Genomic DNA, 23211 nt, shown 5'->3' with positions numbered 1-23211 from the left:
CGCTCGGCACCCTCACCCATTCCAGTTCGCGGCGATCACCGGCGCGAGCGCGGTCTGGTAGTTCGGCGGCAGCGTGGTCTGACCGGCCGCCGGTGGCGTGAAGCCCGCCATCGCGCTGACCAGGTTCTGCACCTGCGAGTCCAGCAGCGTCTTGCCGTCCGAGGTCTTGAACTGCTCCACGTGGTACTGGCTGCCGAGGTACCAGTTGGTGAGCGTGGCCTTGTCGGACGTGCCGATGATGCTGATCTCGAGGTTGTTGGACACCTGGCGCAACCAGATCTGCTCGGTCGACACGCCGCTCAGGAACTGCAGCACGTCGGTGTTGCCGGCGGTCGTGTCGTTCTCCTGCACGGTGTCGGCACCGTAGCCGCGGCCGAGCACGTAGCTGTCGTTGCCGGTGCCGCCCGCCAGGGTGTCCGTGCCCGCTCCGCCGTCCAGCGTGTCGTTGCCGGCGTTGCCGGTGAGCGTGTTGTTGGCGCTGTTGCCGGTCAGCACGTTGCCCAGCGTGTTGCCGGTGCCGTTGATGACACCGGTTCCCGTCAGGGCGAGGTTCTCGAAATCGTTGCCGAGCGTCCAGGTGATGGACGACTGAACGGTGTCGGTCCCCGCACCGGCGGCCTCGGTCACGGTGTCGCCGGTGCCGACGACGTAGGTGTCGTTGCCGGCGCCGCCGGTCAAGACGTTGGCCGCGCTATTGCCCGTCAGCACGTTGTCCAGCGCATTGCCGGTTCCGTTGATCGCGCTGCTGCCTGTCAATGTAAGGTTCTCCAGGTTGTTGCCCAGCGTCCAGGCGATCGACGAGGACACGGTGTCGGTGCCCGCGCTGGCGGCTTCGGTCACGGTGTCGCCGGTGCCGACGACGTAGGTGTCGTTGCCAGTCCCCCCGCTCAGCACGTTGGCGGCGCTGTTGCCGGTGAGGGCGTTGTCCGAGGCATTGCCGGTGCCGTTGATCGCCGTGGAGCCGGTGAGCGTGAGATTCTCGACGTTGGCGCTGAGCGTGTACGTCACGCTGCTGCTGACCCCGTCGGTCCCTCCGGCAGCGAGTTCGGTGACCACGTCGGCGGTGTTGTCCACCACATAACTGTCGTTGCCGGCGCCGCCGACCAGGGTGTCGGCACCGCTGCCACCATCGAGCGTGTTGGCAGCGGTGTTGCCGGTGAGAACGTTAGCCAGTGTGTTGCCCGTGCCGTTGATCGCGCTGGTTCCCGTCAAGGTGAGGTTCTCGAGGTTGTTCCCGAGTGCCCAGGTGATGGACGACTGCACCGTGTCGGTTCCTGCGCTGGCGGCTTCGGTCACGGTGTCGCCCGTCCCGACAACGTAGGTGTCGTTGCCGGCACCTCCGGTCAGCACATTGGCCGCGCTGTTACCCGTCAGCACGTTGTCGAGCGCATTGCCGGTCCCGTTGACCGCCGACGTGCCCGTGAGCGTCAGGTTTTCGAGATTGCTGCCCAAGGTCCAGGCAATCGACGAGGACACCGTATCGGTCCCCGCGCTGGCGGCTTCGGTCACGGTGTCGCCGGTGCCGACGACGTAAGTGTCGTTGCCGGCACCTCCGGTCAGCACGTTGGCCGCGCTGTTGCCAGTCAGCACGTTGTCGAGCGCGTTGCCGGTTCCGTTGATCGCCGATGTGCCGGTGAGGGTCAGGTTTTCGAGGTTGGCGCCCAGGCTCCAGGTGATCGACGAGGAAACAGTATCGGTCCCCGCGCCTGCGGCTTCGGTCACGGTGTCTCCGGTGCCGACGACGTAGGTGTCGTTGCCGGCGCCGCCGGTGAGCACGTTGGCGGCGCTGTTGCCCGTCAGCACGTTGTTGGAGGTGTTCCCCGTGGCGTTGATGACGGAGCTACCGGTGAGCGTGAGGTTCTCAACGTTCGCCGCGAGGGTGTAGCCAACGCTGCTGTTAACGCCGTCGGTACCTTCACTGGTCAGTTCGGTTATTACGTCGCCACTGTGGTCCACCCAGTACGTGTCGTTGCCGGCCCCACCGATCAAGGCATCGGCACCGCTGCCACCGTCCAGCATGTTGGCAGCGCTGTTGCCGGTGAGGACGTTAGCGAGGGCGTTGCCGGTCCCGTTGACGGCCGCCGTGCCAGTAAGCGTGAGGTTCTCGACTTCTGCGCCCAGCGCCCACGTAACCGTCGACTGCACGGTGTCGGTGCCTTGATTGGCGGATTCGTAAACGCTGTCGAGAAGACTGTCGACCACGAACACGTCGTTGCCCTCGCCACCGAACAGGCTGTCGTCGCCGGTCCCGCCACTCAGAGCATCGTTGCCGTTGAGGCCGTATAAAGTGTCGTTGCCAACACCTCCATCAAGGGCGTCGCTGCCGTCGAAGCCGAAGATCGTGTCGGCGGCTGCCGTACCACGCACGGCCTCCAGGCGCATGCGCGCAAGGTCCCACTCGCTGCCGTCGGCGAAGCGGATGGTCTCGGTCGCGTAGTCGGGGTTGAGCGCACCGGTGGTGCCGTTGAACATGCTGCCGACCGTCAGCGTCTCGCCGGTGTTCAGACCCACCACCAGCGACGAGCCGTTGTTGCGCAGCGTGACGTCGGTCTCGGCGATGCCGGCGCCGAGTTCGATGCGATCGGCCGAGCCGCCGTAGTCGAGGACGTTGTCGACACCGTCGCCGCGGCCGAAGCGGTAGGTGTCGTTGGAGGTGGAGTTCCAGTCGTAGAGGTTGTCGTTGCCGGTCCCGCCGGTGTAGGTGTCGTTGCCTTCGCCGCCGCTCAGGGCGTCGTCGCCTTCGCCACCGTCAAGGGCGTCGTCACCGGCCCCGCCGTCGAGATAGTCGTTGCCCACGCCACCTAGCAGCGTGTCGTTGCCACTGAGGCCGTACAAAGTGTCGTTGCCAACACCTCCATCAAGGGCGTCGTTGCCGTCGAAGCCGAAGATCGTGTCGGCGGCTGCCGTACCACGCACGGCCTCCAGGCGCATGCGCGCAAGGTCCCACTCGCTGCCGTCGGCGAAGCGGATGGTCTCGGTCGCGTAGTCGGGGTTGAGCGCACCGGTGGTGCCGTTGAACATGCTGCCGACCGTCAGCGTCTCGCCGGTGTTCAGACCCACCACCAGCGACGAGCCGTTGTTGCGCAGCGTGACGTCGGTCTCGGCGATGCCGGCGCCGAGTTCGATGCGATCGGCCGAGCCGCCGTAGTCGAGGACGTTGTCGACACCGTCGCCGCGGCCGAAGCGGTAGGTGTCGTTGGAGGTGGAGTTCCAGTCGTAGAGGTTGTCGTTGCCGGTCCCGCCGGTGTAGGTGTCGTTGCCTTCGCCGCCGCTCAGGGCGTCGTCGCCTTCGCCGCCGTCAAGGGTGTCGTCACCGGCTTCGCCATCGAGGTAGTCGTTGCCCGCACCACCGAGCAGCGTGTCGTTGCCACTGCGGCCGTACAAAGTGTCGTTGCCAACACCTCCGTCAAGGGTGTCGCTGCTGTCGAAGCCGAAGATCGTGTCGGCTGCTGCAGTGCCGCGCACGGCCTCCAGGCGCATGCGCGCAAGGTCCCACTCGCTGCCGTCGGCGAAGCGGATGGTCTCGGTCGCGTAGTCGGGGTTGAGCGCACCGGTGGTGCCGTTGAACATGCTGCCGACCGTCAGCGTCTCGCCGGTGTTCAGACCCACCACCAGCGACGAGCCGTTGTTGCGCAGCGTGACGTCGGTCTCGGCGATGCCGGCACCGAGTTCGATGCGGTCGCTGCCGCCGTAGTCGAGGACGTTGTCGACACCGTCGCCGCGGCCGAAGCGGTAGGTGTCGTTGGAGGTGGAGTTCCAGTCGTAGAGGTTGTCGTTGCCGGTCCCGCCGGTGTAGGTGTCGTTGCCTTCGCCGCCGCTCAGGGCGTCGTCGCCTTCGCCGCCGTCAAGGGTGTCGTCACCGGCTTCGCCATCGAGGTAGTCGTTGCCCGCACCACCGAGCAGCGTGTCGTTGCCACTGCGGCCGTACAAAGTGTCGTTGCCAACACCTCCGTCAAGGGTGTCGCTGCTGTCGAAGCCGAAGATCGTGTCGGCCGCGGCGGTGCCGCGCACGGCCTCCAGGCGGATGCGGTCCAGGTTCCACTCGCTGCCGTCGGCGAAGCGGATGGTCTCGACCGCATAGTCGGCGCTGAAGGCGCCGGTGGAGCCGTTGAACATGCTGCCGATCGTCAGAGTCTCGCCGGTGTTCAGGCCGAGCACCAGCGACGAGCCGTTGTTGCGCAGCGTGACGTCGGTCTCGGCGATGCCGGCACCGAGTTCGATGCGGTCGCTGCCGCCGTAGTCGAGGACGTTGTCGACACCGTCGCCGCGGCCGAAGCGGTAGGTGTCGTTGGAGGTGGAGTTCCAGTCGTAGAGGTTGTCGTTGCCGGTCCCGCCGGTGTAGGTGTCGTTGCCTTCGCCGCCGCTCAGGGCGTCGTCGCCTTCGCCGCCGTCAAGGGTGTCGTCACCGGCTTCGCCATCGAGGTAGTCGTTGCCCGCACCACCGAGCAGCGTGTCGTTGCCACTGCGGCCGTACAAAGTGTCGTTGCCAACACCTCCGTCAAGGGTGTCGCTGCTGTCGAAGCCGAAGATCGTGTCGGCCGCGGCGGTGCCGCGCACGGCCTCCAGGCGGATGCGGTCCAGGTTCCACTCGCTGCCGTCGGCGAAGCGGATGGTCTCGACCGCATAGTCGGCGCTGAAGGCGCCGGTGGAGCCGTTGAACATGCTGCCGATCGTCAGAGTCTCGCCGGTGTTCAGGCCGAGCACCAGCGACGAGCCGTTGTTGCGCAGCGTGACGTCGGTCTCGGCGATGCCGGCACCGAGTTCGATGCGGTCGCTGCCGCCGTAGTCGAGGACGTTGTCGACACCGTCGCCGCGGCCGAAGCGGTAGGTGTCGTTGGAGGTGGAGACCCAGTCGTAGATGGAGTCCACGCCGGCGCCACCGGTGTAGGTGTCGCTGCCTTCGCCGCCGCTCAGGGCGTCGTCGCCTTCGCCGCCGTCAAGGGTGTCGTCACCGGCCTCGCCATCGAGGTAGTCGTTGCCCGCACCGCCAAGCAGCGCGTCGTTGCCGGCACCGCCGTAGAGATAGTCGTTGCCGGTGTCGCCGCTGAGGGCATCGTTGCCGTCGAGACTGGACAGGGAGTCGTTGCCATCGCCACCGTCGATGGTGTCGGCGGTTTCGCTGCCGTAGACAGTGTCGGCGGCCCCGGAGGTGCGCAGGCTCTCGGAGCGCATGCGCGCAAGGTCCCACTCGCTGCCGTCGGCGAAGCGGATGGTCTCGACCGCAGAGTCGGTGTTGAAGGCGCCGGTGGAGCCGTTGAACATGTTGGAGACCGTCAGCGTCTCGCCGGTGTCCAGGCCGAGCACCAGCGACGAGCCGTTGTTGCGCAGCGTGACGTCGGCCTGGGCGATGCCGGCGCCGAGTTCGATGCGGTCGCTGCCGCCGTAGTCGAGGACGTTGTCGACACCGTCGCCGCGGCCGAAGCGGTAGGTGTCGTTGGAGGTGGAGACCCAGTCGTAGATGGAGTCCACGCCGGCGCCACCGGTGTAGGTGTCGCTGCCTTCGCCGCCGCTCAGGGCGTCGTCGCCTTCGCCGCCGTCAAGGGTGTCGTCACCGGCCTCGCCATCGAGGTAGTCGTTGCCCGCACCGCCAAGCAGCGCGTCGTTGCCGGCACCGCCGTAGAGATAGTCGTTGCCAGCGCCGCCATCGACGATGTCGTTCCCTCCCCCCGCGGAGAAGTTGTTGCCGTTCCCGTCGCCGAAGTAGATGTCCGTTCGCGCCGTGCCGGCCGTGACCGCACCGGTGAACACATCGATGGCGGTCAGCTCCGTTCTCAACGGCGCCCCCGCCGGCAGGGCGTCCACCCAGCCGCGCAGCGTCCCCTCGCCGTCGAAGCCCACCGCGCTCAGCGTTCCGCCCGAGTAGTGCAGCAGCTCCGCCAGATCGATGACAGCTTTCCCTTCGTTGCTCGCTTTCACCGACTCCAGCGTCGCCGTGAGCGCGGCCGTATCGAACTGCACGCCGTTCTCGTCGATCACCAGCTCGATGCTGTCGAGGTAAGGCCGCAGTCGCGTCTGGACAGCCAGCCCTTCATACACCGATCGACTCAACGCGTCATACGCCGCCAACATCGACGTCGCCTGCTGCGGCGCCATCGCGTAGGTGCGGATCGTCTGCCCGTTCTCGGTGCTGGTGGCCGCCGTCCAGCCGCTGTCATCGACGGTCATCCCGTTGAACACCTCCAAGACCGGGATCAATCGATTCAGTTGTGCCTGCAGCGCGGTGTCGCTGCTGCCGTTCACTGTGAAGCGCCGGGTTTCCTGGCCAACGGGCTCGAGGTCAAAGCGGTCAGCGACAGCTTCTGTAGAGGCCCAGTGGTGCAGCAGCTCATCGAGCGCGGCCTGTTGCGCCGCGCGGGTGCTGCCGGCCGCAAATGCTTGAACTGAGGTGACCAGCGCACTGGAAGCTGTGTTGCCCAGGCTCATCGCCTCGCGCAGGTCGCGCACCACGCCCGAGCCGCCCATCTCGGGCAGCCCCTGGGCCGCCTCGGTCAGCGAGACCGCGTCGGTGAACTCGCGGTAGAAGGGGTTGAGGGCCAGGTCGAGGTTGGAGGCCTCGGTGCTGACGGCCACACTGTCCACATCGGTGGTGCTGCCGTTGGTGTAGGTGACGGTGGAGTGGCCGGTGATGATGTTGCCGTTGCCCAGGTTGGTGGCGGCGCCGGTGGGCGTGAGGCCGATGCTGGTGATGTTCTTCTGCGCCAGGCTGAAGAGTTCGCTGCTCTGGCTGATGCCGTCCTGGTTCACGTCCTGCCACAGGCGCACCTGGCTGAAGGCGGCATCGCTGGCGTTGAACACGCCGTCGGCATCGCCGGCGGAGCCCGGCGTTCCATTGCCCGCGTCCAGGGTGCGCAGGGCCTCGAAGCCGTCGAGCGCGGTGCGCACGCTGCCGTTGGGGTTGGTGATCAGGGTGTCGACGCCGAACAGTTCGCGGCCACTGTCGATCGTGCCGTTGCCGTTGCGGTCGAGCACCAACCAGGCGTCGTCGCCCTTCACCCAGCCGGTGCCGGTCTTGATGCCGTCGGCGTTGTGGTCGAAGAGGATCGGGGTGGCGCCGATGCCGACCGTCTCCAGGCCGTCGCCGTCCAGGTCGATGGCGAGGGGGTCGCCTGGGGGGCGGGGTGGGGTGAGGCCAGTGCGGTAAGAAGTGTTGACCGCTGAATCGATGACATCCTGCAAGGCAGCCCATCCCCGGCTCAATGCATCGTTCAAGAAGTCGACGACCGTTTGAACATAGTCCTGAATGACCGGCAAGAGAATGTCTGCGACGGAGGCCGGCGTAAAGCGCGCAGACCAACTTGCCGCCATGTCGTTGTACGGCGGCTGCAGGAAGTCGCGCATGTGGTCGATCCACTGGTGCGTGGCACCAGCAACATACGCCTCCTTTGCCGGATCACCAGCTGCGTCAAGCAGCCGCTCCCAATACTGCTGAGCACCTTCGGGACCGAAGATTTGACCGGGGGTGTTGAGGGTCCAGGCGTCGGGGCCGAGGGTTCGCTCGTTGAAGATGGTGTCGTGGAGTCTCTGTGCTTCTCCGAAACGCATGTCGCGGGTAACACTGCCGTCGGGGTTGGCAATTTCCTCCAATGTGCGGAGATATCCCTCCGCCATATCGTGACGAATTCCATCGATGTCTGCATCGCTCAACGTCTTGCCTTGCTGGGTGGCCGTGGCGCGCATGAACTCGATGGCAGCAGAGCCTGACAGCGTGTTGCCAGTGGCCACGCCGTTGGCCAGCGTGGCGTAGCGGTCGCCGCGCTCTGAGAGATAGGTGTACATCGCACTGACTTGACCTTGGTCGAGCAAGGCTTGAGCCTGTGTGAGGTCGGCGGCGGTGAGATCGATAGGCATGAAATGGCTCCCTGGTTAGCGAATGGATGAGTTCTTGGGATCAACGCGCAGCGACAAGACGAATTCGCGGGCGCGGGCTTCGATCTGTCGCCATTGCGGCAGCAGGTTCTCGGTGTAGTCCACTGCCACGAAGGAGCCGAGTTCTGGCAACTCGAACTGATGCGTGCAGGTGTGGACCGATGTGAGGTCGCGCAGAATGCCGGCAGGGCATCGAATGGACGTCTCGACGATGGTGTTGAGGTCGCCTATCCAGTAAAGGGTGAAGTTGCCACCGCCGGGCCGATCAGCGTCGCGTCCCACAGTTTTTGCAACTTGTAGACCGAGTGCTTGATCCGGGCCATGGAGCTCATAACGAAGATCGGTGAGAACTTCCTTGCCGTCGGATTCGATCCGTTTGTAGGGTGAATCAACGACACGTTTTATATCGTTGTTGATGTTCCTCGCGAGCCGGTTGACGACAGGCACGGGTGCCTTTTGATAGGCCTTCAGGTCTCCGATCGCGGAAATGCTGATCCACTCGGTAGGCTTGAACGAGCGATAGGTCAACCAGCTGCTGTGATTGGAGGGCCTGTGCGGCTGCATCGAGGGCCAATGCACCACCACATCAAAACCGACCATGTCATCGGCATAGGTCTTCTTCTGGTAGTAGTCCGGCGAACTGGCGGGCTCCCAATCACTCTTGTCGGTGTAGGTGATGGGGTGGCCGAGGTAGTCCCCACGGACGGCGATCGGAATGCCGTTGAGACTGCCCTTGCGATAGACCTTGGCGGAGGGGTAGAGGTCATCTTGTTGAGCTACGGACTGCGACTGTGGCAACCGCTCTCGCAACAGCGAAGACACCAGCCACAGGCTGACGCCGATGCCGATGAGCGCGGCCAACAGAATCCACAGGCGCTTTTTGCTCTGGGCATTCATACCGCAATCCTCCATAGGGAATCATTGCTGGCCGCCCGCAGCCGTACCGAAGTAGCCGCATCGCCATCGAGCACAAAGCGCCTGTGCGGATCGTTCTCGTCGATCACCAGCTCGACTGAATCCAGATAAGGCTTCAGCCGCGTCTGCACGGCGAGGGCCGAATACACGCTGCTGCGCAGTCCGTCATATGCGGCCAGCATTGAAGTGGCCTGCTGCGATGCGATGGTGTAGGTGCGGATCGTCTGTCCGTTGACAGTGGAGGTGGTGGACGCCCAACCGCTTTCATCCACCGTGCGCCCGTTGAACACCTCCAGCACCGGGATCATGCGTGCCAGCTGCGCCTGCAGCGCGGCATCGCTGCTGCCATTGACGACGAAGCGGCGCGTCTCCTGGCCCACCGCTTCGATGTCGAAGCGGTCTGAAATGGCCTCGGTGGCTGCCCAGTCGTGCAGCAGTTCGTCGAGCGCGGCCTGTTGCGCCGCGCGGGTGCTGCCGGCCGCGAAGGCTTGAACGGAGGCGACGAGCGCAGCGGCTGCAGCGTTGCCCAGGCTCATCGCCTCACGCAGGTCGCGCACCACGCCCGAGCCGCCCATCTCGGGCAGTGCCTGGGCCGCCTCGGTCAGCGGGACCGCGTCGGTGAACTCACGGTAGAAGGGGTTGAGCGCCAGGTCGAGGTTGGAGGCCTCGGTGCTGACGGCCACGCTGTCGAGCTCGATCGTGCTGCCGTTGGTGTAGGTGACGGTGGAGTGGCCGGTGACGGTGTTGCCGTTGCCCAGGTTGGTGCTGCCGCCGGTGGGCGTGAGGCCGATGCTGGTGATGTTGCGCTGGGCCAGGCTGAAGAGTTCGCTGCCTTGGCTGATGCCGTCCTGGTTGAGGTCTTGCCACAGGCGCATCTGGGTGAAGGCGGCATCGCTGGCGTTGAACACGCCGTCGGCATTGCCGGCGGAGCCCGGCGTTCCATTGCCCACGTCCAGCGTGCGCAGGGCCTCGAAGCCATCGAGCGCGGCGCGCACGCTGCCGTTGGGGTTGGTGATCAGCGTGTCGACGCCGAACAGTTCGCGGCCCGAATCGATCAGGCCGTTGCCGTTGCGGTCGAGCACAAGCCAGGCGTCGTCGCCCTTCACCCAGCCGGTGCCGGTCTTGATGCCGTCGGCGTTGTGGTCGAAGAGGATCGGGGTGGCGCCGATGCCGACCGTCTCCAGGCCGTCGCCGTCCAGGTCGATGGCGAGGGGGTCGCCTGGGGGGCGGGGTGGGGTGAGGCCAGCGCGCCAAGCGTCGTGGACGCTTGATGAGGTTGTTCCGTGCGGAGGGCGGCAAATCGGCAGGACTGTCGCGCGACCTTCGGTATCAATCGAAATTTCTATGTCCCAGTCGCGAGGTACTGAGCCAGACCTTTTTGCTTGATCCCAAACACTTTGAACATAGTCTCTGTTCCAAGTTGGCCAGACCGCTCCGTTGTAGTTGGATGGGTTGAGTCCACCAGCCTCCAAAGCCTTCCATGTGAAGTCTATACAGCTATTCGTGATCCCGTTGTATCGTGTACTGAAGCCGGCCGCTGATGGGTCGCTCGCAAAATCGCGGATTGCGTTGTATTGACTGTCTGAAATTTCGATGATGCGTTCACTAAACGCGCCGGAATAAACTGCATCGTCAGTTGTGTAGACCTGTCCTGGTGCAAACGGGTTTCCATGATGTTGCTCGTCTGGCGCGAAGCCGTAGCTCTGAGAAGTAGGACCATTGCTGAGCGTAAACCACATGTGGCCGACGGACGATTGGCCTCCAGTTGTGAGCGGAGTGCCTGCATTTGCAATTTTAATTGTGATGTACGGCATTTGAGTTCCCTTCAATTGCGATGGAATAATTTATCGACTGCCGCGCCAATGGCGTACAAAAGCACGACGCTCGCAAGAGCCATCAAGAAATACGTTGTTTGCCATGGAAGGCCATCTAAGCTCTCGATAAGCCCTGCGGCATCAAGTAAAGCCAGTTGTATTGCAATCGGAAGCTGAATTATTACAAAACTGCCTTTGGTGTCATTTGAGTTTGCGAGGCCTGTGATCAAGGCGATGGCAGTAGCCGCTACGTAAAGGCTCGGGAGTACAATTTTCATTTTGATATTCATGGTCGACCTCAAACGGAGCCCAACGTTCGCATACCAGCATGCGGTTGCCCATAAAATATTGGTGCTCTTATCCTCGCACCGATGAACACCTGCATCGCCGAGACCAGCTCGGCCGATTGCGCATTGCCCAGGCTCATGGCCCCGCGCAGGTCGCGCACCACGCCCGAGCCGCCCATCTCGGGCAAAGCCAGCGCAGCAGAGGTCAACGGAATGTGAAGTGCGAGAAACAAGAACCCCAGAAGACTTTTCGACATAAATGCTCCGTTCTACTTTCCGAGAAATCTCAATTCAATTGGCGAAAAGCCAGTCGTTGAAAACACTACCTCTCCTTCAAGCTCTCGTTGGCAGCCCGCTGCACCGGGCTGAGCAAGTACTCGATGACCCGCCTCCTGCCCGTCTTGATCTCCGCCGTGAGGTTCATCCCCGGGCTGAGCGCGATGCGCTTGCCGTCGATGTCGATGCCGGCCTGGTTCAAGGTCAGCGTCGCCGGGAAGATGGCGCCCTTCTTCTCGTCGCTCACCGCATCGGCCGTCACGCTCTTCACCGTGGCCGCCACCGTGCCGTAGCGGGTGAACGGAAAGGTCTCGAGCTTGATGGCCGCCGCCTGCCCGGCATTCACAAACCCGATGTCCTTGTTGTCGATCACCACCTCGGCTGTGACCTCCGCGTCCCGGGGCACGATCACCATCAGCACCTGAGCCGGCGTGACCACGCCGCCCTCGGTGTGCACCGCCACCTGCTGCACGGTGCCGGCCACCGGGGCGCTGAGCTGGGTGAGGCGGCTGCGCTGCTCGGTCTTGCTGCGCTCCTGGGTGAGTTGCTCGCGCTTGAGGCTGGCCTGGGCCTGGCGCTCGCTCAGGGATCGCTGGGTCTCGGCCAGGTAGGCGGCACGGGCCTGTGCGGTTTCGTTCAGGGCGGCCTGGGCTTCGGCGAGCCGGGCGCGCTGGGTGGCGAGGTCGCGCTCCTGCTCGATGCGCTCGCGGGTGCGGTCCTGGCCGGCGTGGTTGGAGACGAAGCCTTGTTCGGTGAGGCGCCGGAAGTCGGCTTCGCGCTGCTGGGCGATGGGCAGGGTGGCTTCGAGCTTGGCGATGAGTTCGCGCACGGTGGCGAGTTCGGCCTCGCGGCGGGCGCGCTCGGCGGCCAGCTTGGCGAGGCGGGCGGTGATGTCCTGCCATTCGGCCTGGAGCTGGGCGGTGGCGCTGGCGCGTTGGGCTGGGTTCCAACCCTCACCCCGGCCCTCTCCCGGAGGGAGAGGGAGTAACGGCTGCCTGGCCGCGTGCAATGCAGTGAGCAGCGCCGTGGTGCGCTGCTCTTCGGAGCCGGCCGATGCCAGTTGCTCCTGCACGCTGGCCTGGTCGGCCGTGGCGTTGGTGGCGTCCAGTTCCACCAGCACCTGGCCGGCCTGGACGGTGTCGCCGTCCTTCACCAGCACGCGCTTGACCACGCCGGCCTCCAGCGGCTGCAGGGTCTTGGTGCGTTCGCTGACGACGATGCGCCCGGGCGCCACGGCCACGATGTCGATCTGCCCGAGCACGGCCCAGGCGAGCGCGATGACGAACAGCGCGCAGACCACGATGGCCAGCCGCCGCGGCGCCGGGTGGGCCGGGGTCTCCTGCACGCTCAGCGCCGCGGGCAGGAAGGCGGCTTCGTCGGCCAGGCGCTTGGGGCCGGCCAGCTCGTGGCGCCGCTGCCAGGCGGCCTGGAAAACGGCCCGGTAGCGGCCGAGCAGCTCGCGCAGCGGCTGGGGCGGGGACGGCGGGGCGTTGCTCATGCTTGCTCGGTATTCATGCTCGGTGCTGGCGCCGCGCGCCCTCACCCCGGCCCTCTCCCGGAGGGAGAGGGAGTCGGGACGGACGAGGCGGCGGCCGGGTCGGTGGGAGGAGAGGGAACCAGGCCGGCCTGCATGCTCCACAGGTGCGCATACAGGCCCTGGGGCTGGGCCACCAGCGCCTCGTGCGGCCCGGCTTCGACGATGCGGCCCTTGTCCATCACGATGATGCGGTGGGCCTGGCGCACCGAGCTCAGGCGGTGAGCGATGACGATGACGGTGCGGCCCCGGCAGATGGCGGCCATGTTGCGCTGCAGGATGGCCTCGCTCTCGTAGTCGAGCGCGCTGGTGGCCTCGTCGAGGATGAGGATGCGCGGGTTGGTGAACAGCGCCCGGGCGATGGCGATGCGCTGGCGCTGGCCGCCGCTGAGGCCGGTGCCTTGCTCGCCGACGACGGTGTCGTAGCCCTCGGGCAGCTCGCTGACGAACTCGTGCGCGCCGGCCAGCTGGGCCGCTTGCATCACCTGCGCGATCGGCGCGGCCGGATCGGTGATGGCGATGTTCTCGCGCACGCTGCGATTGAACAGCAGGTTCTCCTGCAGCACCACGCCGATCTGGCGGCGCAGCTGGGCGGCGTCGATCAGGCTGATGTCGATGCCGTCCACCAACACGCGGCCCTGCTCCGGGGTGTAGAGGCGCTGCACGAGCTTGGTGAGGGTGCTCTTGCCCGAGCCGCTGCGGCCGACGATGCCGATCACTTCGCCGGGCCGCACGTCCAGGCTCAGGCCGTGCAGCACCGGCGGCGCCTCGGGCCGATAGCGGAAGGACACCTGGTCGAACTGGATGCGGCCCTTGAGCGGTGGCAGCTGGGCCGCGGCCTGCGGCGGCACTTCGGTGCGGGTGTTGAGGATGTCGCCCAGCCGCGCCATCGAGATGCCGGTCTGCTGGAAGTCGGTCCACAGCTGGGCCATGCGCATGATGGGCTGGGCCACGCGCTGAGCGAACATGTTGAAGGCGACGAACTGGCCCACGGTGAGCTGCTGGTCCATCACCAGCCGGGCGCCGTACCACAGGGTGGCGGCACCCACCAGCTTGCCGATCAGGTTGATGCCTTCGTGGCCGTAGCTGGCCAGGGTGCTGGTCTTGAAGCTGGCCGACACGTAGGCGGCGAGCTGGTCGTCCCAGCGCTTGGCGATGGCCGGCTCCAGCGCGTTGGCCTTGACGGTCTGGATGCCGGTGATGCTCTCGACCAGCAGCGCCTGGTTCTCGGCGCCGCGGGCGAACTTCTCGTTCAGGCGGGCACGCAGCACCGGCATCAGCAGCAGGCTCAGGGCCATATACAGCGGCAGGCTCGCCAGCACGATCAGCGTGAGCGGCACGCTGTAGAACAGCATCACCGCGATGAAGAGCACCGAGAACAGCACGTCGAGCAGCAGCGTGAGGGCGTTGCCGGTGAGAAAGCTGCGGATGTTCTCGAGCTCGCGCACGCGGGCCACCGAGTCGCCGACGCGGCGAGCCTGGAAGTAAGCCAGCGGCAGGTGGAGCAGGTGGCGGAACAGCCGCGCGCCGAGCTCCACGTCGATGCGGCTGGTGGTGTGGCTGAAGACGTAGGTGCGCAGCGTGGTGAGCACGCTCTCGAACACCACCACGACCAGCAGGCCGATGACCAGCACGTCCAGGGTGGTGAGGCCGTGGTGCACCAGCACCTTGTCCATCACCACCTGGAAGAACAGTGGGCTCACCAGCGCGAACAGCTGCAGGAACAGGCTGATGACCAGCACCTCGCCCAGCAGCTTGCGGTACTTGACAAGGCTGGGGATGAACCAGCTGAAGTCGAACCGGGCGAGCTCGCCGGCCAGGCTGGCGCGGCTGCTGACGAGGAGGAGTTCGCCGGTCCATTGTTCGGCGAAGACCGCCACCGGTTCGATGACGGGGCGGCCGCCCTGGAGCTGGCCGCTCGGGTCTTGCAGCAGAACGCGCTGGCCATCGCACTGGGCGAGGACGACGGCGCGGCCGTCGCGCAGCAGCGCCAGCGCGGGGAGCGGGGTCAGGTGCAGGCGGTCGGGGCAGGTAGCGGTGAGCTTGCCCTTCAGGCCCAGGTGCCTGGCGGCGAGGAGCAGGTCCGCGGTGGACCAGGGCTCGCTGGGGCTCTTGCCGAGCTGGTGCATGACGGCCGCCGGCTCGGCGGCGACACGATGGAATCGCGCCAGCAGGCACAAGGCCGCGAGGCCCGAAGGCACCGAAGCGCCGGCCGCTGCCGATTCGGCGCGCGCTTCTTCATCGGCAGTGCGCCCACCGGCGGCAACCGCCCCTCCTCCCGTTGCATTCGACAAGCCGCTTTCTCCCTGACGCGACACTCTTGTTGCGCGGCAGGGTAGGCGACGGCTTGCGGTTCGCGGTCCCCCTCCGAGGAGGGGACCTGTAAGACCTTACAGGGGGGCGCGCTCGGTGGCGCAAAAGCGCCACGTGCCGCCTCACGGGCAATTCAGCCCTGGAAATAGAAACCCCTCCCGACCGTCACGGTGGGAGGGGCTAGGTGGCAGCGCCACCTTTGGAGCTCTGGAGGAATATGGTCCAGGGCTCCTGGCACGCAGTGACTGCGTCCTGAGGTTTGCCTGCGTTGCAGGCCCAACAAGACTAGGCGCACGACACCGGCCTTGCAACGCTCTCTGCGCTATGGCACGGGCGTCGCCGATTGGACCTCGGGCCCGGCGATGGCGGTGTCAGCGGTCAGCGGCGCTCGGCCGTCGGCATCAGGGCCTGGAAGATCGCGGCAACGCGCTGCTCCACCGCGGCGTCCATCTTGATGGCCCGGCCCCACTCGCGGGCCGTTTCGCCGGGCCACTTGTTGGTGGCGTCCAGGCCCATCTTGCCGCCCAGGCCCGAGACCGGCGAGGCGAAATCGAGGTAGTCGATCGGCGTCTGGTCGACCAGCGTGGTGTCGCGCACCGGGTCCATGCGCGTGGTGACGGCCCAGATCACGTCCTGCCAGCTGCGGATGTCGACGTCGTCGTCCGTCACCACGATGAACTTGGTGTACATGAACTGGCGCAGGAAGCTCCACACGCCGAACATCACGCGCTTGGCGTGGCCAGGGTAGCTCTTCCTGATGCTGATGATCGCCATGCGGTAGCTGCAGCCTTCGGGCGGCAGGTAGAAGTCGGTGATCTCCGGGAACTGCTTCTGCAGGATCGGCACGAAGACTTCGTTCAGCGCCACGCCGAGGATCGCGGGTTCGTCGGGCGGCTTGCCGGTGTAGGTGGAGTGGTAGATCGGGTCGCGGCGGTGCGTGATCCGGTCGATCTCGAACACCGGGAACCAGTCCTGCTCGTTGTAATAGCCGGTATGGTCGCCGAACGGGCCTTCGAGCGCATGCAGGTAGCCGCCGCGCTCCTGCAGCGGCACGCCATGCGGGCTGGTCCCGCGGTAGCCGGCGGGCGCGACCGGAATGTGCCCCTCCAGCACGAACTCGGCGCTGGCGGGAACCTGCAGCCTCACGTCGCCCTCGCCCACGCCCGATTCGACAACCTCGGTGCGGCTGCCGCGCAGCAGGCCGGCGAACTGGTACTCGCTCAGGCTGTCGGGCACCGGCGTGACGGCGCCCAGGATGGTCGCCGGGTCGGCCCCCAGCGCCACGGCGATCGGGAAGGGCCGGCCCGGGTTGGCCAGCGCGAAGTCGCGGAAGTCGAGCGCGCCGCCACGGTGGGCCAGCCAGCGCATGATGGTCTGGCGCGGCCCGATGACCTGCTGGCGGTAGATGCCCAGGTTCTGGCGCCGCCGCGGACTCGGCCCGCCCTGCGGCCCGCGCGTGATGACGAGCCCCCAGGTGATCAGCGGGCCCGCGTCGTCCGGCCAGCAGGTCTGCACCGGCAGGGCGCCGAGGTCGACCTCCGAGCCGCCCAGCACGACCTGCTGGCAAGGCGCGCTGCGCACCTGGGCCGGCTTCATGTCCCACAGGGCCTTGCCCAGTTGAACCAGCCTGCCGGCGTCCTTCAGCCCCTTCGGCGGCTCCGGCTCCTTCAGGCTGGCGAGCAAGCGGCCGACCTCCCGCAGCTCGGTGGCGTCCGCCGCCCCCATGCCCAGCGCGACCCGGCGCGGCGTGCCGAACAGGTTTGTCAAGACCGGAATTTTGTAACTGCCACGCTCGGAGACGGGTTGCTCGAACAGCAGCGCCGGGCCGGCGCTGCGCAGCACCAAGTCACTGAGTGCTGTCATTTCAAGCCGCGCCGACACTGGCTCTGGAACGCGCCGGAGCTCGCCCAGCTTCTCCAAACCGCTCAGGAATTCGCGCAGATCGCGGTATTTCATACTTTTTGGCTATTAGAGAGCGATTTGATAGTGTTGACCGGTTATTAGAAGCCTTTCTACACTTCGGTCGGTTCCCGCAAGGGAGAGCCCGCACCGACGCAGTCGCCCCCATGCAGAGCGACACGATCGCAGCGGCGGGCAAATTATCGCTGTGGGGTACGGGCCCGTCCCGACGCCCAACGCTCATCGAAAGGAGAGGCATGACAGCACTCCCGTCTCACCAGCCGCTGCGCCACCTGGCCGCCACGCTGGGCCGCCCCGTGGCGGTGTTCTTGAAGGATGCAGGCCACGGCCTGCTCGAGGTGTGCCACAACTCGCTCGCGCTGGTCGGACTGGTGGTGGTGGCCTTGTCTTTGTTCTTCGTGGGCCGCGCCGACCTGCGTCACTCGCTGGAGCAAAGCGCGCTGGGCTGGCTGCAGACGCGCCAGGAGGCACGCGCCGAAGCCGACACCTCGCTGGCCGGACTGGCCGTGGCGCTGGGCGAGCGCGACGCGGTCACCCGCGCCACGGCGGCCGACCTGAGCGACCTCGACCGCCAGCAAGCCGCGGTGGCGTCGTGGCTGGCGCGCCGCTACCGCGTCGCCCCGGAGCCGGTCAGCCGCCTCGTACAGGAAGCCTGGCAGGTCGGGCAGCGGGCCAAGCTCGATCCGACGCTGATCCTCGCGATCATGGCCATCGAGTCGAGCTTCAATCCGTTCGCGCAGAGTTCGGTCGGCGCGCAAGGCCTGATGCAGGTCATGACCCGGGTCCACGACGACAAGTACGAAGCCTTCGGCGGCAACCATGCGGCCTTCGATCCGGTCACGAACCTGCGGGTCGGCGTGCAGGTGCTGAAGGAGTGCATCTCCCGCGCCGGCAGCCTGGAAGCCGGCCTGCGGTACTACGTCGGTGCGGCCAACCTGACCGACGACGGCGGCTACGCCGGCAAGGTGCTGGCCGAGCAGTCGCACCTGCGCTCCGTGGCGGCCGGGCGCAATGTCGCGGTGACCGCACCGCTGATCGTGCCGCCGGCGGCCGTGCCGGTGGTGGCGCCTGCCGAAGCCACTGCCCCCGCCGCACCGGACGGAACCACTGAAGAACGGCACGCCGCAGCCCAGCAGCTGGCCCTGCGCTGACGCATTACGGCACGCCGATGCCGGAGCGCCGCACAGCGCTCCGGTAAACTGCTTTCGCAGCGTGACTGGCGATAAGGCCCCTTCGGGCCGAGGTGGTCGACCACCGGGGAGCGCTGCCGGAAGTTCTGTACAGATCCGTTCCGCCGTTCGCCTGGGCAGCCCTCGGTTGCGCCCGTGTTCCGGGTGCCACGCGCCAGGGGGTCCCTCCTGATCGATGAGAACCGCCACCATGTTCGATCGCCAGCAATCCACCGTCGCGAATATCGACGCCGAAATCTGGTCGGCCATCCAGGCCGAGAACCGACGCCAGGAAGAGCACATCGAGCTCATCGCGTCCGAGAACTACGCCAGCCCGGCCGTGATGGCTGCCCAGGGCACCCAGCTGACCAACAAGTACGCCGAAGGTTACCCGGGCAAGCGCTACTACGGTGGCTGCGAGTATGTCGACATCGTCGAGCAGCTCGCGATCGACCGCCTGAAGCAGCTCTACGGCGCCGCTTTCGCCAACGTGCAGCCGAACTCCGGCTCGCAGGCCAACCAGGGCGTGTTCTTCGCCTTGCTGCAGCCTGGCGACACCATCATGGGCATGAGCCTGGCCGAAGGCGGTCACCTGACCCACGGCATGGCCCTGAACATGAGCGGCAAGTGGTTCAAGGTCGTGAGCTACGGGCTGAACGCCAAGGAAGAGATCGACTACGACGCGATGGAGCGGCTGGCCCGCGAGCACAAGCCCAAGCTCATCATCGCCGGCGCCTCGGCCTACGCACTGCGCATCGACTTCGAGCGCTTCGCCAAGGTGGCCAAGGCCGTCGGGGCCTACTTCATGGTCGACATGGCGCACTACGCCGGCCTGATCGCCGCGGGCGTCTACCCGAACCCGGTGCCGCACGCCGACGTGGTGACCTCGACCACCCACAAGAGCCTGCGCGGCCCGCGCGGCGGCATCATCCTGGCGAACGACGAGGACATCGCCAAGAAGATCAACAGCGCGATCTTCCCCGGTCTGCAGGGCGGCCCGCTGATGCACGTGATCGCCGCCAAGGCGGTCGCCTTCAAGGAGGCCCTGCAGCCCGAGTTCAAGGCCTACCAGCAGCAGGTCGTCAAGAACGCCGATGCGCTGGCGCGCACCTTGGCCGAACGCGGGCTGCGCATCGTGTCGGGTCGCACCGAAAGCCACGTCATGCTGGTCGACCTGCGCCCCAAGGGGCTGACGGGCAAGGAGGCCGAAGCCATCCTCGGCCAGGCGCACATGACCTGCAACAAGAACGGCATCCCGAACGATCCGCAAAAACCGATGGTGACCAGCGGCATCCGCCTGGGCAGCCCGGCGATGACGACGCGCGGCTTCGGGGAGAAGCAGGCCGTGCAGACCGCGCACCTGATCGCCGACGTGCTGGACCGACCGCACGACGAGGCCAATCTCGCGGCCGTGCGTGCCAAGGTGGCGGTGCTGACCCGCGAGTTTCCGGTCTACCGCTGAGCATGCGCGTCCCCACGCAGGCGACGGCACCCTGGCACTGCCCCCCGGGGCCGGCCTGTGCGGGGCCCGGCTCTGGCCTGAGCCTGCCGGGGCGGACGTAAGTGCGCTGTCCGTTCTGCGGTCACGAGGACACCCAGGTCGCCGAGACCCGGGAGTCCGACGAGGGCGACGTCATCCGTCGCCGCCGGCGTTGTCCCGCCTGCGACAAGCGCTTCACCACCTACGAGCGCGCCGAACTGGCGATGCCGGCCATCGTCAAGAAGGACGGCAGCCGCAGTGAGTTCGACCGCGGCAAGATCCGCGCTTCGATGATGCTGGCGCTGCGCAAGCGGCCGGTGAGCATCGATCAGGTCGATGCGGCCCTCGGTCGCATCGAGGAGAAGATGCTCGCGACGGCAGCCAACGAGGTGCCTTCCGCGAAGATCGGCGAGATGGTGATGCGCGAGCTGAAGAAGCTCGACAAGGTGGCCTATGTGCGCTTCGCTTCGGTGTATCGCAGTTTCGAGGGCGTCGACGAGTTCAGCCGGCTCATCAAGGACATCTGAGCCGCCTCGGCTGTCACCGGCTCCGCTGCGGCCGCCCCGGCCCGACCCTCCAGCCCTCCCCCTTCGACTCCCCCGTCAGGGCGAAGCGACGCATGCGCTTCGGGCTTAGATTGGCCCCCATCGTCACCACGACGGCTCGGGAGGGATTCCATGCGACAGCGGCAACGAGGCTTCACCCTCGTCGAAGCGGGTGCCACGCTTTCGATCCTGGCGATCGTCGCGACGCTCGCCCTCCCCGGCTTTCAAGACCTGCTGCAACACCGCCACACCGAGGGCGTGGCCAGCGAACTCGCCACGGATCTGCAGTTCCTGCGCTCCGAGGCCGTCGCCCGCAACCAGGCGCTGCGCGCGAGCTTCGTCACGCTGCCGGACGGCGGCACTTGCTACGTGCTGCACACGGGCGCGGCGTCGGCCTGCGGTTGCCAGGCCGACGGCAGCCCGTCGTGCACCGGCGAAGCCCAGCAGATCAAGACCGTGCTGCTGCCGGCCGGGAGTCGTGCCAGCGTGCAGGCCAACGTGGGCTCCATCGTCTACGAGCCGCGGCACGGCACCAGCACGCCGGCGGCCACGATCCGGGTCACCGGTCTCGACGGTCGCACGGTGCACCACGTGGTGAACATCATGGGCCGGGTGCGCTCGTGTTCGCCCCGTGCCGAGTTCAGCGGCTACCGCGCCTGCTGAGCCATGGCACAGCGCGCAGGCGGCCGGGCCGGCGGCTTCAGTCTGGTCGAGCTGATGATGGCGCTGGCCATCGTCGGCATCCTGGCCGTGGTCACCTACCCCGCCTTCATGGCTCAGCTGCACAAGAGCCGCCGGCTCGATGCCATCGCTGCGCTGGCACAGGTGCAGCAGGCGCAGGAGCGCTGGCGAGCGAACAACACCACCTACGCCGGCAGTCTCGCCGCGCTGGGCCTGTCGCCCCCCGGCTCGGGCCGCTACCGTGTCGCGATCTCCGACAGTGCCGCTCACGGCTACACCGCCACGGCCAGCGCCGCCGAGTCGCAGGCGTCCGACACCCTGTGCTCGAGCCTGAGCGTGACCCTGAGCGGCGGCAACACGACCTACTCGTCCACCGGCTCCGCGGCGGCCGGCACCTGCTGGAATCGCTGAGCCCTGGCGCCGCCGCCACGCTCGTTGAACTGCCATGTCGATACCAACACCGCTTGCACGCCAACGGGGGCTCTCGCTGGTCGAATTGCTGATCGGCTGCGCGGTGGCGCTCTTCATCGTCAGCGGCGCCCTCAAGCTGTTCGTCGATCACCTGCGCGACAGCCGCCGGCTGCTGCTGGAGGCTCGCGTTCACCAGGACATGCGGGCCGCCAGCGATCTGATCGCGCGCGACCTGCGCCGCGCCGGCTACTGGCAGGCTGCGCCGGGCGGTGGGCTCAATCCCTACCGGCTGATCGCTCCGGCCGGCAGCACCGCGACAGCAACCGTGACCTACAGCTTCTCGCGCGACGCGATCGAGAACGACACGGTCGATGCCGCCGAATCCACCGGCTTTCGGCTGGCCACCGACACGCTGCAGACCTTGAACGGCGGCAGCTGGCAGGCCGTGACGGATCCGGGCACCGTGCGCGTCGTGCGCTTCTCGGTCACGCCGCAGATCATGACGGTGCCGCTGGGGCAGTTCTGCTTGCCCGCCTGCGCCGCCGGCAGCGCGGGGTGCCCCGCACTGCACGTCCGCAGCTACCTGATCGAATTGCGCGGCCAGTCGGCCACCGATCCGGGCGTGGTGCGCGAGATCCGCGAATCGGTGCACGTGCGCAACGACGAACTGTCGATCGCCGCCTGCCCTGCGTCGACCACATGAGGCCCAGCGCCGCACGCCAGCGTGGCGCCGCGGCGCTCGCGGTGGCGATGATCCTGCTGCTGGCGATGACCATCATGGCGGCCTTCGAGAACCGCGGCCTGGTCTTCGAGCAGCGCACTTCGGCCAACCAGTACCGCTCGACACGGGCCTTCGAGCTGGCCGAGGCGGGCCTCGAGTGGGCCCAGGCGCTGCTCAACGAAGGCCGCCACCTCGATGCGCGCTGCCGGCCGACCGAAGGCCAGCCCACCTCGTTCCGCGACCGCTATGCGCCGATGTCGGCTGACCTGGGGTTCGTGCCGGTCACGACGCTGCGCCCCGGTTGCAGCCTGGGTGCCGAGGGCCTGTCGTGCAGCTGCCCGGCCCCGGGCGGACCGACCGCCCTGGAGGGCGACGATCCCAGCTTCACGATCGAGTTCGCCGCCGTGCCCGGAGATCCGCAAAGCCTGCGGCTCACCGTGCGCGGCTGCTCCAGCCGCGGCACGCAGTGCGTGCCGGGATCCGGGCCAGGGCCCTCCGACGCCACGGCCGTCGCGCAAATCGTGCTGAAGCTGCGCCCGGCGTTGAGAACCCTCCCGGTCGCCGCGCTCACCGCCGGCGGCAGCGCCACGCTCGACGGCTGGCAGCTGGCGAACCTCGATCACGCCACTCACGGGCTCGCCATCGACGCCGGCGGCGACATCGTGGTCACCGGCAACGGGGCACTAACGACCCTGCCCGGCAGCCCAGTCGAGAACGCGCTCGTCAAGCACGACGAGGCCTTGGCAGGCCTGGCGTCGGCTGACGCCACCGGCGATGCATTCTTCGCGGCGCTCTTCGGCAGCGACACGGCCCGGTTCGCATCGGCTGCCACCACCAGGCGCCTCTCGGGGTGCACCGCCGTGTCCTGCGGCACGGCGATGCTGTCCGCGCATGCCGAGGGTCACACCACCTTCTTCGTCGACGGCGACCTGCAGCTCGATGCCGCTGGCTGGCCGGACGGTTCGGTTGGCAGCGCAGACCGGCCGCTGATCGTGATCGTCGCGGGCCAGCTGCGCTTCAACGGCAGCTTTCCTGCGTACGGACTGCTCTATGCGCAGGCCGCCGACTTCAGCCCCGGCGGCGACATCGACCTGCAGGGCGCCCTGGTCGCGCGCGGCAGCATGGCCGGCAGCGCGGCCGGCCGCGTGATGTACAGCCCCGAGGTCCTGCAGCGCTTGCGCATCGGCAACGGCCTGCTGGCCCGCGTGCCGGGCAGCTGGCGCGACGGCCGCTGCGCCGGCAACGATCCCATGCAAGCCTGCAGCTTCAACCCCTGAGA

15 protein-coding genes and 1 riboswitch are annotated in these 23211 nt (G+C 67.0%); of the genes, 7 read left to right on the top strand and 8 right to left on the bottom strand.

Features of this window, described 5'->3' with window-relative positions; all coding sequences use genetic code 11:
* Positions 1-12: 12 nt before the first annotated feature.
* From ACQY9S_RS00185 to ACQY9S_RS00150, 8 genes are all read right to left on the bottom strand, one after another.
* Entirely contained in the window at positions 13-7848 is a 7836-nt protein-coding gene (locus ACQY9S_RS00185; protein WP_428422561.1) for a calcium-binding protein, read from the bottom strand.
* 15 nt (positions 7849-7863) lie between these two features.
* Positions 7864-8763 (bottom strand): hypothetical protein, encoded by a 900-nt coding sequence (locus tag ACQY9S_RS00180; RefSeq protein ID WP_428422560.1) that lies wholly within the window; start codon positions 8761-8763, stop codon positions 7864-7866.
* The gene (locus tag ACQY9S_RS00175) at positions 8760-10595 is read right to left on the bottom strand and encodes a hypothetical protein (protein ID WP_428422559.1); all 1836 of its coding nucleotides are present in this window, start codon (positions 10593-10595) and stop codon (positions 8760-8762) included. The genes ACQY9S_RS00180 and ACQY9S_RS00175 overlap by 4 nt, the downstream gene beginning before the upstream one ends.
* 11 nt (positions 10596-10606) lie before the next feature.
* On the bottom strand, positions 10607-10885 hold the full coding sequence (locus ACQY9S_RS00170) for a hypothetical protein (protein WP_428422558.1): 279 nt from the start codon (positions 10883-10885) through the stop codon (positions 10607-10609).
* An 8-nt stretch (positions 10886-10893) separates the two neighbouring features.
* Positions 10894-11139 carry a hypothetical protein gene (locus tag ACQY9S_RS00165; protein WP_428422557.1) on the bottom strand — a complete coding sequence of 82 codons (246 nt, stop codon included), beginning with the start codon at positions 11137-11139 and terminating at the stop codon, positions 10894-10896.
* A 65-nt stretch (positions 11140-11204) separates the two neighbouring features.
* Positions 11205-12656, bottom strand: a complete 1452-nt coding sequence (locus ACQY9S_RS00160; protein WP_428422556.1) for an HlyD family type I secretion periplasmic adaptor subunit — start codon at positions 12654-12656, stop codon at positions 11205-11207.
* Positions 12657-12697: 41 nt separating this feature from the next.
* Positions 12698-14893 carry a type I secretion system permease/ATPase gene (locus ACQY9S_RS00155; protein WP_428422555.1) on the bottom strand — a complete coding sequence of 732 codons (2196 nt, stop codon included), beginning with the start codon at positions 14891-14893 and terminating at the stop codon, positions 12698-12700.
* A gap of 490 nt (positions 14894-15383) precedes the next feature.
* Positions 15384-16961, bottom strand: coding sequence for a UbiD family decarboxylase (locus ACQY9S_RS00150; protein ID WP_428422554.1), 1578 nt, complete (start codon positions 16959-16961; stop codon positions 15384-15386).
* Between the two features lie 200 nt (positions 16962-17161).
* Here ACQY9S_RS00150 and ACQY9S_RS00145 point away from each other — a divergent pair, with 200 nt between their 5' ends.
* The 7 genes from ACQY9S_RS00145 to ACQY9S_RS00115 all read left to right on the top strand — a co-directional run bounded on the left by ACQY9S_RS00145 (position 17162) and on the right by ACQY9S_RS00115 (position 23209).
* The gene (locus ACQY9S_RS00145) at positions 17162-18076 is read left to right on the top strand and encodes a transglycosylase SLT domain-containing protein (protein WP_428422553.1); all 915 of its coding nucleotides are present in this window, start codon (positions 17162-17164) and stop codon (positions 18074-18076) included.
* Positions 18077-18127: 51 nt separating this feature from the next.
* Positions 18128-18240, top strand: a riboswitch (ZMP/ZTP riboswitch).
* A 65-nt stretch (positions 18241-18305) separates the two neighbouring features.
* Positions 18306-19556 carry a serine hydroxymethyltransferase gene (gene glyA, locus ACQY9S_RS00140; RefSeq protein WP_428425842.1) on the top strand — a complete coding sequence of 417 codons (1251 nt, stop codon included), beginning with the start codon at positions 18306-18308 and terminating at the stop codon, positions 19554-19556.
* 101 nt (positions 19557-19657) lie between these two features.
* On the top strand, positions 19658-20101 hold the full coding sequence (gene nrdR, locus ACQY9S_RS00135) for a transcriptional regulator NrdR (protein WP_428422552.1): 444 nt from the start codon (positions 19658-19660) through the stop codon (positions 20099-20101).
* 150 nt (positions 20102-20251) lie between these two features.
* Entirely contained in the window at positions 20252-20782 is a 531-nt protein-coding gene (locus ACQY9S_RS00130) for a GspH/FimT family pseudopilin (protein WP_428422551.1), read from the top strand.
* Between the two features lie 3 nt (positions 20783-20785).
* Positions 20786-21211 (top strand): type IV pilin protein, encoded by a 426-nt coding sequence (locus ACQY9S_RS00125; protein WP_428422550.1) that lies wholly within the window; start codon positions 20786-20788, stop codon positions 21209-21211.
* Positions 21212-21245: 34 nt separating this feature from the next.
* Positions 21246-21914, top strand: coding sequence for a PilW family protein (locus ACQY9S_RS00120; RefSeq protein ID WP_428422549.1), 669 nt, complete (start codon positions 21246-21248; stop codon positions 21912-21914).
* Positions 21911-23209, top strand: coding sequence for a pilus assembly PilX family protein (locus tag ACQY9S_RS00115; RefSeq protein ID WP_428422548.1), 1299 nt, complete (start codon positions 21911-21913; stop codon positions 23207-23209). Before ACQY9S_RS00120 ends, ACQY9S_RS00115 begins: the two co-directional genes overlap by 4 nt.
* Positions 23210-23211: the final 2 nt, after the last annotated feature.

The organism is Methylibium sp., from assembly GCF_965279545.1.
In the GTDB taxonomy this organism is placed as follows: Bacteria; Pseudomonadota; Gammaproteobacteria; order Burkholderiales; family Burkholderiaceae_C; genus Methylibium.
Note: the sequence above shows the minus strand (reverse complement) of the source record. Positions and strands in the feature narration are given on the sequence as shown.

Bases quoted from the DNA above. Each gene is read 5' to 3' on its own strand.
- ACQY9S_RS00185 (WP_428422561.1), bottom strand. From the start codon at position 7,848: ATGCCTATCGATCTCACCGCCGCCGACCTCACACAGGCTCAAGCCTTG.
- ACQY9S_RS00145 (WP_428422553.1), top strand. From the start codon at position 17,162: ATGACAGCACTCCCGTCTCACCAGCCGCTGCGCCACCTGGCCGCCACG.
- ACQY9S_RS00165 (WP_428422557.1), bottom strand. From the start codon at position 11,139: ATGTCGAAAAGTCTTCTGGGGTTCTTGTTTCTCGCACTTCACATTCCG.
- ACQY9S_RS00150 (WP_428422554.1), bottom strand. From the start codon at position 16,961: ATGAAATACCGCGATCTGCGCGAATTCCTGAGCGGTTTGGAGAAGCTG.
- ACQY9S_RS00130 (WP_428422551.1), top strand. From the start codon at position 20,252: ATGCGACAGCGGCAACGAGGCTTCACCCTCGTCGAAGCGGGTGCCACG.
- ACQY9S_RS00120 (WP_428422549.1), top strand. From the start codon at position 21,246: ATGTCGATACCAACACCGCTTGCACGCCAACGGGGGCTCTCGCTGGTC.
- ACQY9S_RS00170 (WP_428422558.1), bottom strand. From the start codon at position 10,885: ATGAATATCAAAATGAAAATTGTACTCCCGAGCCTTTACGTAGCGGCT.
- ACQY9S_RS00160 (WP_428422556.1), bottom strand. From the start codon at position 12,656: ATGAGCAACGCCCCGCCGTCCCCGCCCCAGCCGCTGCGCGAGCTGCTC.
- glyA (WP_428425842.1), top strand. From the start codon at position 18,306: ATGTTCGATCGCCAGCAATCCACCGTCGCGAATATCGACGCCGAAATC.
- ACQY9S_RS00115 (WP_428422548.1), top strand. From the start codon at position 21,911: ATGAGGCCCAGCGCCGCACGCCAGCGTGGCGCCGCGGCGCTCGCGGTG.
- ACQY9S_RS00175 (WP_428422559.1), bottom strand. From the start codon at position 10,595: ATGCCGTACATCACAATTAAAATTGCAAATGCAGGCACTCCGCTCACA.
- ACQY9S_RS00180 (WP_428422560.1), bottom strand. From the start codon at position 8,763: ATGAATGCCCAGAGCAAAAAGCGCCTGTGGATTCTGTTGGCCGCGCTC.
- ACQY9S_RS00125 (WP_428422550.1), top strand. From the start codon at position 20,786: ATGGCACAGCGCGCAGGCGGCCGGGCCGGCGGCTTCAGTCTGGTCGAG.